We start from the raw sequence: 14129 nt of genomic DNA on the forward strand, positions 1-14129 counted from the left end.
CGCTCCAGAGACCGCTTTCAGCAGCGTACCGTCCGGACGGCTCGCGGCGGAGGCCGCGCTTCCTACCGCAACGCTTCGCCAGTGCGCGCCAGGTCTTCCGCCGCGCGCTCCAGGTTCTCCGCGGCCTGGTTGATCTCCCGTGAGGTGTGCGCGACTTGGCGTCCGAGGCGCTGGACTTCAGTGAAAACCCTGACCGCCAGGACGCCGAGTACGGCGAGACCACAGAAACCCAGAGCAATTGCGAGCATCGGCCAGAGCATGCGCAGAGCCTAGACGGTCAGACGGTGGAGTGGAGGCGCAGCGTCCGCACGCCGCCGCCTGTGAGCAGTTCAACGATCCGCTCGCCTGCCGGCTTGCGCACCGCCGCCTCGCACTCGGGGCAGGTGAAGGAGTAGAAGGTCGTACGGCGGCTGGCGCCGATCGCCAACCGCAGCGCCCCCGCGGACAGTTCGAAGCGGGCGCCGCAGTCCGGGCAGGCCGCTTTGAAGAGGACCGGGCCCACTTGAGTGGGAATACCGGGCAATAGCGACATATCCATCAATCTCCTTACGCCTGGCTCTCGTACGCCTCAAGGGCCTCGCGGGCCGCCTCACGCGCGCTGACCGCAAGATCCCGTGGCGACACGATGTGCCCGTCCCCGCCGAGCCGCAGGGCGAGCCGCCGCAGCGAGGCCGGATCGGGCGTGCGCAGCGTGATCCGCAGGCCGCCGTCGGGCAGCTCCTCGGCACTGTCGTGCGGGTAGTACTCGGCGACCCAGCGGCCACCGGGGCCGACCTCCACCACGACCTCGGGATCGTCCGCCGAGGGCTGGACCAGTCCCTCCGACAGATCCCGCAGCTCGATCTCCGGCGGTGAGGACGGCTCGTCGAGCAGCTTGATCTCGGCGACCCGGTCCAGGCGGAACGTACGCCGCGCCTCGGAGAGCCTGCACCAGGCCTCCATGTACGTATGGCCGACCGCGAACAGCCGGATCGGGTCGACCTCGCGCTCGGTCAGCTCGTCACGCGCCGGGGAGTAGTACCGCAGCCACAGCCTGCGCCGCTCCGAGATCGCCCGGTCGACGTCGGCGAAGACACCGCCCTCGGACTCGAAGGTCACCGAGAGCCGGGAGCTGGCACCCGCCACCTCGCCCGCCGCGGCCTCCAGCTTGGCCGTGGCCCGCAGGAGCGCCTGCCGGTCGCCCTCGCGCAGGCCGGGGAGGGTGGAAACGGCCCGGGCGGCTACGAGCAGCGCGGTGGCCTCGTCGGCGGCGAGCCGCAGCGGCGCCGCTGTGCTCGTGCCGGAGGCATCCGCATTGCGCCACCAGATCCTGTCCCCGTCGGTGTCGATGTCGAGGAGGTCGCCGCCGCGGAAGCTCGTACCGCACATGGGCAGGACGTCGAGGTCGGAGATCAGCTCGTCCTCGGTGATCCCGAAGGCCCGGGCGACATCACTGACGTGCGCGCCGGGGCGCTCGCGCAGATACGTCACCAGGGAGAGCATCCGCCGGGTCTGGTCGATCGCGTTCGTGGCCATGAAGGCTGCTTCCTCGAGTCCTTCTCAGTCCTTGGCCACGGCGCGCAGCCGGTCCACGACGTCCGCCCGCAGATCAGCGGGCTCCAGTACGACGATCTCGGGGCCGAGCTCGACGAGCCAGGCGTCGAGCCCGTGCCCGTACGGAATCGCCAGCTCGTCCCAGCCATCGCCCAGGTCCCGTACGGCCGTGGCCCTGGCCCGAAGCGGATAGCCGGAGCCCTGGCGCAGCTTGATCAGGGCGCTGCGGGTCGCGGTCTCGCCGGCCCAGCTCTCCACGGTCTCGCGTACGGTCACGACGTCCGGCACCTCGGCCGTGAAGGAACCGGTGCGGGAGCGGACCTTGCCGGTGATCCGGGAGAGCCGGAAGACGCGCTCGGCGCCCCGGTCCCGGTCCCAGCCCGCGAGATACCAGTGGCCGCGCCAGCACTCCAGCGTCCATGGCTCGACCTGCCGGGTCTCGGGACGGGCGGCGTTTCCCTTGCGATAGTCGAAGACGACGGGGCGGCGGTCGCGGCAGGCCAGCATCAGCGGCTCGAACGCCGTCTCGTGCACGGGGATCCGGGGTTCGAGGGCGCTCTGGTGACCTTCGAACGGGTCCTCCGCCTCCGGCATCCCGGCGGCGCGCAGTTTCTGCAGGGCGCCGCTGGCGGCTCCGGCGAGGCGGGCCTGCTGCCAGACCTTGGCGGCGAGGCCGAGGGCGGCGGCCTCCTCGGCGTCCAGAGTGATGGCGGGGAGCCGGTTGCTGTCACGGCGGGCCAGATAGCCGGCGTCGCCGTCGAGGTTTTCGACGGTTTCGATGACCAGACCGAGTTCGCGCAGATCATCCTTGTCGCGCTCGAACATCCGGTTGAAGGAATCGTCGCTGCCGGCTTCCAGGTAGGCCTCAATGGACCCCCGGAGTTCCCGCTTGCTGAGCGGGCGCCGGGTCCCGAGCAGGCAAAGCGCCAGATTCATCAACCGTTCGGCCTTGGCAATCGCCATCGGCACCCTCTCTCTTGCTCTACGACCCTTGACCGTACCGCCCGGGGGTGTCGCGGCAAAAGCCGAGGGCCCATGCCGTTCGGCACGGGCCCTCGTACTGTGCTGCTGGAGCCGGATCAGACCGCGACGAGGTCGCAGACGAAGATCAGCGTCTCGCCCGGGGCGATGACGCCGCCACCGGCGCCACGGTCGCCGTACGCGAGGTGCGCGGGGATGGTCAGCCGGCGACGGCCGCCGACCTTCATGCCCTGCACGCCCTCGTCCCAGCCGGAGATGACCTGGCCGGCGCCGAGCTTGAACTCCAGCGGGTTGCCGCGGTTCCAGGACGCGTCGAACTCCTCGCCCGTGGAGAAGGCCACACCCACGTAGTGGACCTTGACGAAGTCGCCGGCCTTGGCCACCGCGCCGTCGCCCTCCCAGATGTCCTCGATCTCCAGATCCTTCGGCGGCTCGCCACCCGGGAAGTCGACCTCGGGCTTCTCGATGCTCACTGAAATGCTCCTCTTAACTACGAACTGGGCAACCTGGACAGTCTCGCATCCTTACATCACGGCGAGGATGTCCACCTGGAAGACCAGCGTCGAGTTGGCGGGGATGGCGTCCTGCTTCTTGTCACCGAAAGCCTGGTCCGGCGGGATGACGAGGAGGACGCGGCTGCCGACCTTCTTGCCGATCAGACCGTCCTTGAGACCCTTGACCGTGACCTGCGGCAGCGCGAACTGCTGGGTCGTGCCCTGGGCGTACGTACTATCGAACAGCTTGGCGCCCTTCCAGATCAGGCCCTGGTAGGCGACGGTCACGGTGTCGGTGTCTTTCACCTTCGCGCCGTCGCTCTCCAGCACGTAGGAGGAGACGAGCTTCTTCGGCGGGTCGGACTTCTCCGGCACCGTGACCTTCGGCGCCTTGCCGTCGGCATTCGTGCCGACCTTGGGCAGATCGATGTTGTCCTGCGCGACCTCGGTGCCCTTGGCGGAGACGGGGATGCTCTTGGCCTTCACGATGTCCATCACGAAGACGAGCGTGGCGTTGGGCTTGATCGACGGTTGCTGGCCCTGCGCGCCGTAGCCGAGTTCCGGCGGGATCGACACCTGCAGGCGGCTGCCGACCTTCTGGCCGTCCAGTGCCTTCTGCCAGCCCGGGATGACACCGCCGCCACCGATGGTCACCGGATACGGCTCACCTCGGTCGAAACTGTTGTCGAACGGCTTGTCGGAGTCCCAGGCCTGTCCGAGGTAGTCGACCTGGGCCTGGTCGCCCTTCTTGAGCTTCTGGCCCTTGCCCTCGCTGACGACATTGACCTTGAGTTCCTTGGGCGGATCGCCCTCGCCCTTGGCCAGGGTGGGCTTCTCGCCGAACTTGGCGCCCGCGGTGATCGCCGGCAGTCCATTCTTTGACGAGGTGGAGTCGGAGCCCTTGTCATCATTGCCGCACGCCGCTGTCGAGAGCAGCAGCAGGGGGACGACAAGTAGGCCGGCAAGTCGGCGCACGTGTTCCTCAGATCTCAGACGGCACAGTAGTCGCCCGCCACTCTAAGGCGTGGCTCGGGCCCCGCACGAGGAACGTGCGAGGCCCGAGCCGCGTTCCCGCAGAGACCGGAGAGATCCGGAACCGACAGCTCACATACCGGATCACATACCGGCGATGAGTTTCTCCACCCGGTCATCCACCGACCGGAAGGGGTCTTTGCACAAGACGGTGCGCTGCGCCTGGTCGTTGAGCTTCAGGTGCACCCAGTCGACGGTGAAGTCCCGCCGCTGCTCCTGAGCTCTACGGATGAAGTCGCCGCGCAGCCGCGCCCTGGTGGTCTGCGGCGGCACCGACTTGCCCTCGAAGATGTTCGAGGACCTGTTCGACCGTGCCCGTACGAATGCCGCGGCGGTCCACGAAGTCGACAGCCTTTTCGTAGTACTAACAAACGGAATAGTCCATCCGGACGAAGTCGCCCTTCTTGATCTCCGGCCCGCTGCCCTGGGAGACGGTCTTGACTACGGTCTTGTCAGCAGGCTTTGAGTTCTTGGACACGGAGACCTCGGCCTTGTCCCCGAACCTCCCCTTGACCTCGGCCACACCCGCTGCCGAGTCGTTGGGCGAATCGGACCCACACGCGCCGGTGAACAGCAGGGCGGGCACGGCCAGCAGGGAGGCGATACGTCGCTTGGTGTTGCAGTTCATCAGTCCGACTGGGAGTCGAGGCCATGGGAAATGGCGGGCACTCTACGGTGTGCCGTCGGCTCAGCCATCGATCATTCACGTCAAAGAATGGTCCGGCCCCGCACTGGCGGGGCCGGGGGCGGACCACGGTTCACGAGCCGCCCGCAGTCGGTCGTATGAGACCGGTACGAGCGGGAAATGCGGGATGGATCGTCAGGAAGAGGCCTTCAGCGAGCGGAGCTTGACCTTGAATTCCGCCTTGCTCAGCCGACTGGCCGGACTGTCGTCCGCCGTGCCGGAGGCGTAGGTCGCGTCCACGAGATACGTGCCCGACTCCAGGTACACGAAGTGCGGCGTGACGGCCGCGGTGGACTCCGAGTCCACCGCTTCCTGACTGCCGGCGAAGACGAGAAGCTTGTGGCCCTTGGCGAAGGTGCCCTTGGCCGGAGCCTCCTCGGTCACGTACTTCACACCGTCCGCGACGCCGCCCATGGAGCGCAACACGATTTCTGAACCGGCCTTCAGACCGCCCTTGTGGACCCTGTCCACGCGCACGACGATCGGGGTGTAGACGGCCTCGAACGTGGACCCATCGTCGAGCTTGTCGATCACATGCACATCGGGGCGTCGCGAGACGACGGCCCCCTCGAACACGTTGTCGTTCAGCGGGAACGCAACCGCGGCAGTGGGGTTGCTGTCCACCTTGTAGGAGTGTCCTTCGATGACCCGGGCCGCGGAGGCTTTCCCAGAATCGACCTTCGGGGCGGCGGCCCCGGTCGAATTACCCGCTCCGGAGCACGCAGAGATACTCAGGGCCACGACCGCGAGAACCGTCGCTGCACCCACGTGGGCCCGCAAGCGCCTCACATCATTCATATTCGTCTCCCCCGCTCAGTAAAGGGCCTTGACGCCAGCAACATCGTCACTGTTGAGCTTGCGTCGGGTACCAGTGATGATGGTGGTCATGACCGATTTCTTCTCGGCCGCGGTGTAGGGCGTGTGATCGGAGCAGTGGTCCGGCCACGGGTGTGCGAGGCCAGTGAAGTGGCCTACCTCGTGCACGACGACGGTCTGAACGTCGGCTCTTTTGGCATTGATGTTCTGGCTGCCATTCACCCATGTGAACCTGTTGGAAAGGATGAGCGCTCCACCCGTGTGTCGACCGCGGCTGACGTTCGTCAAGGCCACGCCGGGCGAAACTCCCATGAGCTGGCTGTAGCTGTGGGACGCGCGGAAGGCGTAGACCTGCCATCCGCTCGTGTATGTGGGAGCGGCATAGCGCAGCCCGGAGCCACTGCGGTTCCACTGAGTCAGGCCGCCCTTGAGGCCGTTCCTGAGGTTGCGCGGGAAGTTAGCCTTCGCGGCCAGCTGCTTGGTTCCGGAAGTCTTCCACTTCACCATCCCGGTTCTGCAGTAGGCCGACGCAGGTGATGCCGCGATTCCTACGAGGCCTGTGGCGAGTACGGTCCCGGCCACGCCGAGAACGAGCGCTTTCCGTCCCCCCTTAACTACAGGTCGAACGGGTATTCGAGTGGTTCGCATTGTTCCCCCTGCTCGGTCGGATCGATTCCCGTCCGTTCGACTACCTGAGACGTGAGGGCGAGTACCCCGAACCCCCCTACGAGGCAAGCGAACTGGCGGTGCGGCGACACTAACAACGACCCCCTTGGACCCAACTCGTCCGGCGCACCCCGACGGGAAAGTGCCGCGCGCCGATCCGCACGCCGAGCCGTGCGCCGTGCTAGAGATCCATAGTCCGGTTTGAGTCATTAGTGCCTTTGAATCACAGCGCCTCCGTCGACCCCCTCGAGGAATGCGACATTCCGCCCATCCGCAGCACACTCACAGTGCGTGACATGTCTCTCACGCAAAAGGCCGCCCGGTGTGCGGGGACGGAAAGAGCCCCCGGACACCGGGCGGCCGCTGCCACCCCGTCGGCTCACATACCGGCGATGAGTTTCTCCACCCGGTCGTCCACCGAACGGAAGGGGTCTTTGCACAACACCGTGCGCTGCGCCTGGTCGTTGAGCTTGAGGTGCACCCAGTCGACGGTGAAGTCCCGCCGCTGCTCCTGAGCTCTTCGGATGAAGTCGCCGCGCAGCCGCGCCCTGGTGGTCTGCGGCGGCACCGACTTGCCCTCGAAGATTTTCAAGTCGTTGCAGATACGGGCGGCTTGCCCCTTCTTCTCCAGCAGGTAGTAGAGCCCGCGCCGGCGGTGAATGTCGTGATACGCGAGGTCTATCTGCGCGACCCGGGGATGCGACATGGTCATGTTGTGCTTGGCCCGGTACCGCTCGATGAGCTTGTACTTCATGACCCAGTCGATCTCGGTGCCGATCCGGTCGAGGTCCTCGGCCTCGATCGCGTCGAGCGAACGGCCCCACAGTTCGAGGACCTGTTCGACGATGCCCGTACGGATACCGCGGCGGTCCACGAAGTCGACAGCCTTTTCGTAGTACTCGCGCTGTACCTCTATGGCGGACGCCTCGCGCCCGCTGGCCAGGCGCACCTTGCGCTGCCCGGTGGTGTCGTGGCTGACCTCACGGATGGCCCTGATCGGGTTCTCCAGGGTGAGGTCGCGCATGACCGTGCCCGCCTCGATCATGCGCAGTACGAGGTCGGTGGCGCCGACCTTGAGCAGCATGGTCGTCTCGGACATGTTCGAGTCGCCGACGATGACGTGGAGCCTGCGGTAGCGCTCGGCGTCCGCGTGCGGTTCGTCGCGGGTGTTGATGATCGGCCGGGAGCGAGTGGTCGCGGAGCTGACGCCCTCCCAGATGTGCTCGGCGCGCTGGCTGACGCAGAAGACCGCGCCACGCGGGGTCTGCAGCACCTTGCCGGCGCCGCAGATCAGCTGGCGCGTGACGAGGAACGGGATGAGGATGTCCGCCAGCCGGGAGAACTCTCCGTGACGGGCCACCAGGTAATTCTCGTGGCAGCCGTATGAGTTTCCCGCAGAGTCGGTGTTGTTCTTGAAGAGATAGACGTCGCCCGCGATTCCCTCCTCGTGCAGGCGGCGTTCGGCGTCGACGAGCAGGCCTTCGAGAATGCGCTCGCCCGCTTTGTCGTGGGTGACGAGCTCGGTCACATTGTCGCATTCGGGGGTTGCGTATTCCGGATGCGATCCCACGTCGAGGTAGAGGCGGGCGCCGTTCCGCAGGAAGACATTGCTGCTGCGGCCCCATGACACAACACGGCGGAAGAGGTAGCGCGCCACTTCGTCAGGTGACAGTCGGCGCTGTCCCCTGAACGTGCACGTGACGCCGTACTCGTTCTCCAGCCCGAAAATGCGGCGATCCATGACTGAACATTACGCCTGATGGCCTGTCCTGAAACCGGGTTCGGCCGCACCGATTCGATCATTTTCGCAAGGGATTACGCCGGACCCGGGGGGAAGGGGAGCGGCATCGGGAATGGTGAGAACACGCTGGGTGGCCAACAGGACGAGCAGCGCGGCCACTCCCGCCCCCGCGGCGACGGCGAAGCTCGCGACGGTGCCGCCGTGCTCGACTGCCGGTCCCGCGGCGCCCGTTCCGACCGCCGCGCCCACGCCGAAGGTGGTGACCAGCCAGGAGAAGGCCTCCGTGACGGTGCCGCGCGGGGCATGCCTGTCGACCACGATGAAGGCGCAGGCGAGCGCAGGCGCCAGGAAGACTCCGGAGAGGGCGGCGAGCGCCGTCATGGCGGGTATCCCCGGGGTGAGCATCAGCGGCAGATAGCCGAGCGCGAGCAGGGCGACGATGACGCGGAGCCGCCGTTCGGGGACCCCTGCCCACTCGCGCGCGCCGTACACCATGCCGCCGGCCAGGGCGCCGAGCCCGAGCGCCGCCATCAGCCAGCCGTACACCGCTTCCCGGCCGTGGTCGTCGGCGTACGCGACTCCCGCGACGGTGATCGAGCCGAGCGCGAGGCCGACGAAGAAGAACGAGCCCAGGAGGGCCAGCAGGCCCTGCGAGCGCAGGGCGCCCAGCCAGTGGGCCTCACGGGGCGCCGAGCGCCAGGCCCGCGACGGCTCGGAGAGTACGACGGAGAGCGCACCCAGCACGCCTATCGCGTTGATGACGAGCAGTGCGGCGGCGGGCGACCAGAGCGACACGAGCAGGGTGACCAGCAACGGACCGACGGTGAACATCACCTCCTGCGCCACCGCGTCCAGAGCGTACGCCCGGTGCACCCGGTCCTCGCGGCCGAGCACGCTGGGCCACAGGGCCCGCAGGCCGCCTTCGAGCGGCGGGGTGAAGACACCGGCGACGGCCACGGCGGCGTACGCGAGCAGGAGAGGGTCGATGCCGGCGAGCGTGAGCAGGACCATGCCGAGGGCGGAGAGGACGGCGGAGGGAAGCTGAACGCGTGGCTGCCCGAACAGGTCCACCGCACGGCCCAGCAGCGGCTGCCCGACGGCGTTGCCGAGGCCGTACACCGCGGCGAGTCCGCCCGCCAGGGAGTAGCTGCCGCCCTCGGCGCGGGTGAAGAGCACGATGGCGATCGGCGCGGTGGCGTTGGGCAGCCGGCCGACCAGGGTGCCTGCGAGCAGGCGCGCGGCGTGCCGCGTCCTGAGGAGTTCCGCGTATCCCGCGGCCATGTCGTGCCCCTCTCCCCCGGCGCGCACCGAGGTTTTACGTATAACGTCCTGCGTCATACGTACCATGAGCGCAGTTCGCGGGTCTACCTCGCGGAGAGTGAGCACCAATACGGAGGCACGAGTGAGCAGCCCGGACGACACACACGGGGGCGCCACTTCGGAGGTGGCCTCCGGGACGCCGACCAGCAGGGACGTGGCCCGGGCCGCCGGGGTCTCGCAGGCGACCGTGTCGCTCGTACTCGGCGACAAGTGGCGCGGGCGTGTCTCGGAGCGCACCGCAGGTCTGGTGCGAGAGGCCGCGCGGGAGCTGGGGTACCGGCCGAATCTCGCCGCCCGGAGCCTGCGGCTCGGCAGGACCAGGACGGCGCTGCTCGTCGTGCCGGCGCTCACCAACGAGTTCTTCGCCCGGGTCTACGCGGGCGCCGCCCGCACGGCCGCCGAGCACGATTTCGGCGTCGTGCTCTACCCCTCCCCCGACGGTACGGGCCCCGCCAGGGACCCCTTCGCGTCGGCGCGGGCCGCGCTGGACGGTGTCATCGCATCCTCCATGGCCGCCGGCGCCCTCGCCGCGATCCGGGGCGCGGGGCTGCCGCTCGTGATGCTCGACAGCGACCCGGCGGACCCGGGCGCCGCCGCGCACGTGAACCTCGACATCGCGGACGGGATGCGGCAGGTGACGGAGCATCTGCTCGGGCTCGGCCACCGCCGGTTCGTCCATCTCGCCTCGGCCGTGGACTCCTGGACCTTCGACGTACGGGCCGGGGCGCTCCGCGAGGCGCTGCGCGCGGCCCCGGACGCGGAGGTACGCACCGTGCCCGCGCCCCTCGACGTACACAGCGCGAGGGAGGCCGCCGAACTGGCACTCACCGGTCCCGGGCCCCGGCCGACCGCGCTCGTCTGCGACGACGACATCCTCGCCGCGGGCGCCTGCAAGGCGGTACGGCGGCTCGGCCTGCGGGTGCCCGAGGACGTCTCGGTCACCGGCTTCGACGACCTCGCGCTCGCGACGGCCGTGGAGCCCGAGCTCACCACCGTGCGGCTGCCCGCCGAGCAGGTCGGCGAGCGGGGCATGGCGGCGCTGCTGGCCGTCCTGGACGGCCGCGAGCCCGAGGGCGGAGACCTCCCGGTGGAGCTGGTCGTCCGCGGTTCCACCGCCCGCGCCTGACATGGCTGTGCCCCGGCCGGCTGAGCGGTCCGGGGCACAGGACGAGCGGTGCGGCGTTACTCCTCGGTGTCCGAAGGCGCTTCGGTCGGCGCGGCCGCGTCGCCGTCCGCCTCAAGCAGGCGGGACAGCTGACGGCCGACGATGCGCTTGAACTTCCGCTGCTGCGGCCTCGTACGGTCCAGGACCGCGACCTCGAGCCGCTCGGCGGGGATCTCCCGCTCGCTGCCGTTGGTGTCCCGCGAGAGGGCCTGCACGGCGAGCTTGAGCGCCTCTGCCAGCGTCATACCGTCGCGGTGGCGCTGGTCGAGGAAGCTGCTGATCTGTTCCGCGTTGCCGCCGACCGCGACCGAGCCGTGCTCGTCGACGATCGACCCGTCGTGCGGCAGCCGGTAGATCTGGTCGCCCTCGGGCTCGGCCCCGACCTCGGCGACGACCAGCTCCACCTCGTACGGCTTCTCGGCCGCACTGGAGAAGATGGTGCCCAGCGTCTGCGCGTAGACGTTGGCGAGCCCACGGGCCGTCACGTCTTCGCGGTCATAGGTGTATCCACGGAGATCGGCATACCGGACGCCGCCGATACGCAGGTTCTCGTACTCGTTGTACTTGCCGGCGGCCGCGAAACCGATCCGGTCGTAGATCTCGCTGAACTTGTGCAGCGCACGGGACGGGTTCTCGCCGACGAATACGATGCCGTCGGCGTACTGCAGCACGACAAGGCTGCGACCGCGGGCGATGCCCTTCCGGGCGTATTCCGCCCGGTCGGCCATGGCCTGCTGGGGTGAGACATAGAACGGCGTCGACACCGGCTATCCGTCCCTTTCTGTCAGTGGAGAATTCATCAGAGAAGCGCGGCCCGGGGGCCGTCGGGCTGTTCCAGCCGGCGCTCGAGGATCGCTCGGGCGAGCTCGGAGGACTCCGCCTCGGTCAGCTTCCGGAAGCCGTCTTCGGTGATGACGGTGACAATCGGGTAGATACGGCGGGCCACGTCGGGGCCGCCGGTCGCCGAGTCGTCGTCGGCCGCGTCGTACAGCGCCTGGACCACCAGAGTGGTCGCCTGCTGCTCCGTCAGATCGTCACGGAAGAGCTTCTTCATCGACCCGCGGGCGAAAATCGAACCGGAACCGGTGGCCGCGAAGCCGTGCTCCTCGGACCGGCCGCCCGTCACGTCGTACGAGAAGATGCGCCCCTTCTCGCGGTCGACGTCCCAGCCCGCGAAGAGCGGGACGACGGCCAGGCCCTGCATGGCCATGCCCAGGTTGCTGCGGATCATCGTGGAGAGCCGGTTGGCCTTGCCCTCCAGGGAGAGCTGGGCGCCCTCGACCTTCTCGAAGTGTTCGAGCTCCAGCTGGAAGAGCTTGACCATTTCCACGGCCAGGCCCGCGGTGCCCGCGATGCCCACGGCCGAGTACTCGTCGGCCGGGAAGACCTTCTCGATGTCGCGCTGAGCGATCATGTTGCCCATGGTGGCCCGCCGGTCACCGGCGAGCACCACGCCGCCGGGAAACGAGGCGGCGACGATGGTGGTGCCGTGCGGCGCCTCGATGACGCCCTTCACGGGCGGCAGGACGCGCTTTCCCGGCAGCATCTCGGGCAAATGGTCGCCCAGGAAGTCCATAAATGACGACGAGCCGGGCGTCAGGAAGGCAGCCGGCAGACGCCCGGTGCTACGAGGGTTGGCTTCCACGCGTTTCCTTCCGGATAGGCGGCGGCCCGCCACTCGGGCCGGGCCGATCTTTCAAACTTGCACGGACCATACCCGTACACCCGCCGGTCATCCGTCCCGGTGCGGCCGGCCTCGGCCCACGGCCCCGGGACGGACAACCGGGGGTGTCCCCAACGAAGTTGGGGGGAGTTACTCTCCGCCCTTTTGGACAAAGGAACGCACGAAGTCCTCGGCGTTCTCTTCGAGGACGTCGTCGATCTCGTCCAGTACGGAGTCGACATCGTCCGACAGCTTTTCCTGGCGCTCCTTGAGGTCCTCCGAAGCCTGCGCGTCCTGCGCCTGCTCCTCGGTCGCCTCGGTGGAACGTGTGGCCTTCTGCTGTCCGCCGTCAGTGTCCTTGGTCGCCATATCCCTCACCCCGCTCGGTGTGACGTACAAGATCAGACCCTACAAGCAGGGTCCGACAAAGGCCCCGCAGTTTCCACAACGTCCGGGGCCCACCTCCATGATTCCCCGGCGCTGCCCCTTTCAGCCGCCCGAGAGCACGCGGACCAGGTCCTCCGCGGTCCGGCAGCGGTCAAGGAGCTCCTTGACGTGGTTACGTGTACCGCGCAACGGTTCCAGTGTGGGCACCCGCTGGAGCGAGTCGCGTCCCGGCAGGTCGAAGATGACCGAATCCCAGGAGGCCGCCGCGACGTCGTCGGCGTACTGCTCCAGGCAGCGGCCGCGGAAATACGCCCGGGTGTCCTCAGGAGGCTTCGTCTGGGCCTGTTCGACCCTGTTCTCGTCCAGCAGCCGCTTCATCTTGCCGCGGGCCACCAGACGGTTGTACAGGCCCTTCTCGGGGCGTACGTCGGCGTACTGCAGGTCGACCAGGTGGAGCCGCGCGGCGTCCCAGTCCAGGGTGTCGCGCCTGCGGTAGCCCTCCAGGAGCTCCCGCTTGGCGATCCAGTCCAGCTCCCCGGACAGGCTCATCGGATCGTTCTCCAGCCGGTTCAGGACGTCCTCCCAGCGGGTCAGGACGTCCTTCGTCTGGTCGTCGGCGTCGGCGCCGAACCGCTCCTCGACGTACTTGCGGGCCAGCTCGAAGTACTCCATCTGAAGCTGGACTGCGGTGAGTGTCCGGCCGCTGCGCAGCGTGATCAGCCGCTGCAGCGTCGGGTCGTGCGAGACCTGGTGCAGCGTGCGTACGGGCTGGTCGACCGCGAGGTCGACATTGATGAAGCCGTCCTCGATCATCGAGAGAACCAGGGCCGTCGTGCCCAGCTTCAGGTACGTCGAGATCTCGGAGAGGTTCGCGTCGCCGATGATGACGTGCAGCCTGCGGTATTTCTCGGCGTCGGAGTGGGGCTCGTCGCGGGTGTTGATGATGGGGCGCTTGAGCGTGGTTTCGAGGCCAACCTCGACCTCGAAATAGTCGGCCCGCTGGCTGAGCTGGAAGCCGTGCTCGTGGCCGTCCTGGCCGATTCCCACGCGCCCCGCGCCGGTCACGACCTGCCGGGACACGAAGAACGGCGTCAGGTGGCGGACGATGTCCGAGAACGGGGTCTCCCGCTTCATCAGGTAGTTCTCGTGCGTGCCGTACGAGGCGCCCTTGTTGTCGGTGTTGTTCTTGTAGAGGTGGATCGGCTGCGCCCCGGGCAGCTGGGCGGCGCGCATCGCGGCCTCCGCCATGATCCGCTCGCCGGCCTTGTCCCACAGGACCGCGTCCCGCGGATTGGTGACCTCCGGGGAGCTGTACTCGGGGTGCGCGTGGTCGACGTACAACCGCGCGCCGTTCGTGAGGATGACATTGGCGAGGCCGATGTCCTCGTCGGTGAGCTGGCTGTTGTCGGCGGCTTCCCGGGCGAGGTCGAAGCCTCGCGCGTCCCGCAGCGGGTTCTCCTCCTCGAAGTCCCACCGGGCACGCCGCGCCCGGTGCATCGCCGCCGCGTAAGCGTTGACGATCTGAGATGAGGTGAGCATGGCATTGGCGTTCGGGTGGCCGGGGACGGAGATCCCGTACTCCGTCTCGATGCCCATTACTCGCCGTACGGTCATGCGGCCCTCCTTGCCCGGCGACGCCCCCGGAC

At 68.2% G+C, this 14129-nt stretch carries 17 protein-coding genes; 1 reads left to right on the forward strand and 16 read right to left on the reverse strand.

Features of this window, described 5'->3' with window-relative positions; genetic code table 11:
* Positions 1 to 62 precede the first annotated feature (62 nt).
* From PXH83_RS03010 to PXH83_RS03065, 12 genes are all read right to left on the reverse strand, one after another.
* Positions 63 to 260: a hypothetical protein gene (locus PXH83_RS03010; protein WP_274556310.1), complete on the reverse strand. Its 198-nt coding sequence runs from the start codon at positions 258 to 260 to the stop codon at positions 63 to 65.
* A gap of 17 nt (positions 261 to 277) precedes the next feature.
* A complete protein-coding gene (locus PXH83_RS03015) occupies positions 278 to 532 on the reverse strand; it encodes a hypothetical protein (RefSeq protein ID WP_274556311.1) in 255 nt (84 codons plus the stop codon).
* A 14-nt stretch (positions 533 to 546) separates the two neighbouring features.
* Positions 547 to 1515 (reverse strand): helix-turn-helix transcriptional regulator, encoded by a 969-nt coding sequence (locus PXH83_RS03020; protein ID WP_274556313.1) that lies wholly within the window; start codon positions 1513 to 1515, stop codon positions 547 to 549.
* Between the two features lie 24 nt (positions 1516 to 1539).
* Positions 1540 to 2496, reverse strand: coding sequence for a helix-turn-helix transcriptional regulator (locus tag PXH83_RS03025; RefSeq protein WP_274556315.1), 957 nt, complete (start codon positions 2494 to 2496; stop codon positions 1540 to 1542).
* Between the two features lie 116 nt (positions 2497 to 2612).
* Positions 2613 to 2987 carry an FKBP-type peptidyl-prolyl cis-trans isomerase gene (locus PXH83_RS03030; protein ID WP_274556317.1) on the reverse strand — a complete coding sequence of 125 codons (375 nt, stop codon included), beginning with the start codon at positions 2985 to 2987 and terminating at the stop codon, positions 2613 to 2615.
* 51 nt (positions 2988 to 3038) lie between these two features.
* Positions 3039 to 3983: an FKBP-type peptidyl-prolyl cis-trans isomerase gene (locus tag PXH83_RS03035; RefSeq protein WP_274556319.1), complete on the reverse strand. Its 945-nt coding sequence runs from the start codon at positions 3981 to 3983 to the stop codon at positions 3039 to 3041.
* 141 nt (positions 3984 to 4124) lie between these two features.
* A complete protein-coding gene (locus tag PXH83_RS03040; protein ID WP_476691300.1) occupies positions 4125 to 4418 on the reverse strand; it encodes a proteasome accessory factor PafA2 family protein in 294 nt (97 codons plus the stop codon).
* Positions 4405 to 4668: a hypothetical protein gene (locus tag PXH83_RS03045; RefSeq protein WP_274556321.1), complete on the reverse strand. Its 264-nt coding sequence runs from the start codon at positions 4666 to 4668 to the stop codon at positions 4405 to 4407. Before PXH83_RS03045 ends, PXH83_RS03040 begins: the two co-directional genes overlap by 14 nt.
* A gap of 192 nt (positions 4669 to 4860) precedes the next feature.
* Positions 4861 to 5349, reverse strand: a complete 489-nt coding sequence (locus PXH83_RS03050) for a hypothetical protein (RefSeq protein ID WP_274556323.1) — start codon at positions 5347 to 5349, stop codon at positions 4861 to 4863.
* Positions 5350 to 5538: 189 nt separating this feature from the next.
* Positions 5539 to 6048: a matrixin family metalloprotease gene (locus PXH83_RS03055; RefSeq protein WP_274556325.1), complete on the reverse strand. Its 510-nt coding sequence runs from the start codon at positions 6046 to 6048 to the stop codon at positions 5539 to 5541.
* A 538-nt stretch (positions 6049 to 6586) separates the two neighbouring features.
* On the reverse strand, positions 6587 to 7948 hold the full coding sequence (gene pafA, locus PXH83_RS03060; protein WP_274556327.1) for a Pup--protein ligase: 1362 nt from the start codon (positions 7946 to 7948) through the stop codon (positions 6587 to 6589).
* Positions 7949 to 7957: 9 nt separating this feature from the next.
* Positions 7958 to 9229, reverse strand: coding sequence for an MFS transporter (locus PXH83_RS03065; RefSeq protein ID WP_274556329.1), 1272 nt, complete (start codon positions 9227 to 9229; stop codon positions 7958 to 7960).
* Positions 9230 to 9293: 64 nt separating this feature from the next.
* Here PXH83_RS03065 and PXH83_RS03070 point away from each other — a divergent pair, with 64 nt between their 5' ends.
* The gene (locus PXH83_RS03070) at positions 9294 to 10394 is read left to right on the forward strand and encodes a LacI family DNA-binding transcriptional regulator (protein ID WP_420803108.1); all 1101 of its coding nucleotides are present in this window, start codon (positions 9294 to 9296) and stop codon (positions 10392 to 10394) included.
* A gap of 56 nt (positions 10395 to 10450) precedes the next feature.
* On the opposite strand, the gene prcA is transcribed toward PXH83_RS03070, so the two are convergent.
* From prcA to dop, 4 genes are all read right to left on the reverse strand, one after another.
* Entirely contained in the window at positions 10451 to 11197 is a 747-nt protein-coding gene (prcA, locus tag PXH83_RS03075) for a proteasome subunit alpha (RefSeq protein WP_214920043.1), read from the reverse strand.
* A 35-nt stretch (positions 11198 to 11232) separates the two neighbouring features.
* Positions 11233 to 12078 (reverse strand): proteasome subunit beta, encoded by an 846-nt coding sequence (prcB, locus tag PXH83_RS03080; RefSeq protein ID WP_274556335.1) that lies wholly within the window; start codon positions 12076 to 12078, stop codon positions 11233 to 11235.
* A gap of 168 nt (positions 12079 to 12246) precedes the next feature.
* Positions 12247 to 12465, reverse strand: a complete 219-nt coding sequence (locus PXH83_RS03085; protein ID WP_214920041.1) for a ubiquitin-like protein Pup — start codon at positions 12463 to 12465, stop codon at positions 12247 to 12249.
* Positions 12466 to 12585: 120 nt separating this feature from the next.
* Positions 12586 to 14097 (reverse strand): depupylase/deamidase Dop, encoded by a 1512-nt coding sequence (gene dop / locus PXH83_RS03090; RefSeq protein WP_338054697.1) that lies wholly within the window; start codon positions 14095 to 14097, stop codon positions 12586 to 12588.
* Positions 14098 to 14129 lie beyond the last annotated feature (32 nt).

The sequence above is a fragment of the Streptomyces spiramyceticus genome (assembly GCF_028807635.1).
Lineage (GTDB): Bacteria > Actinomycetota > Actinomycetes > Streptomycetales > Streptomycetaceae > Streptomyces > Streptomyces spiramyceticus.

Excerpts from the sequence above, each read along its gene's own strand:
- PXH83_RS03010 (WP_274556310.1), bottom strand. The coding sequence starts at position 260 with ATGCTCTGGCCGATGCTCGCAATTGCTCTGGGTTTCTGTGGTCTCGCC.
- PXH83_RS03015 (WP_274556311.1), bottom strand. The coding sequence starts at position 532 with ATGTCGCTATTGCCCGGTATTCCCACTCAAGTGGGCCCGGTCCTCTTC.
- PXH83_RS03020 (WP_274556313.1), bottom strand. The coding sequence starts at position 1,515 with ATGGCCACGAACGCGATCGACCAGACCCGGCGGATGCTCTCCCTGGTG.
- PXH83_RS03025 (WP_274556315.1), bottom strand. The coding sequence starts at position 2,496 with ATGGCGATTGCCAAGGCCGAACGGTTGATGAATCTGGCGCTTTGCCTG.
- PXH83_RS03045 (WP_274556321.1), bottom strand. The coding sequence starts at position 4,668 with ATGAACTGCAACACCAAGCGACGTATCGCCTCCCTGCTGGCCGTGCCC.
- PXH83_RS03055 (WP_274556325.1), bottom strand. The coding sequence starts at position 6,048 with ATGGTGAAGTGGAAGACTTCCGGAACCAAGCAGCTGGCCGCGAAGGCT.
- pafA (WP_274556327.1), bottom strand. The coding sequence starts at position 7,948 with ATGGATCGCCGCATTTTCGGGCTGGAGAACGAGTACGGCGTCACGTGC.
- PXH83_RS03065 (WP_274556329.1), bottom strand. The coding sequence starts at position 9,229 with ATGGCCGCGGGATACGCGGAACTCCTCAGGACGCGGCACGCCGCGCGC.
- PXH83_RS03070 (WP_420803108.1), top strand. The coding sequence starts at position 9,294 with ATGAGCGCAGTTCGCGGGTCTACCTCGCGGAGAGTGAGCACCAATACG.
- PXH83_RS03085 (WP_214920041.1), bottom strand. The coding sequence starts at position 12,465 with ATGGCGACCAAGGACACTGACGGCGGACAGCAGAAGGCCACACGTTCC.
- dop (WP_338054697.1), bottom strand. The coding sequence starts at position 14,097 with ATGACCGTACGGCGAGTAATGGGCATCGAGACGGAGTACGGGATCTCC.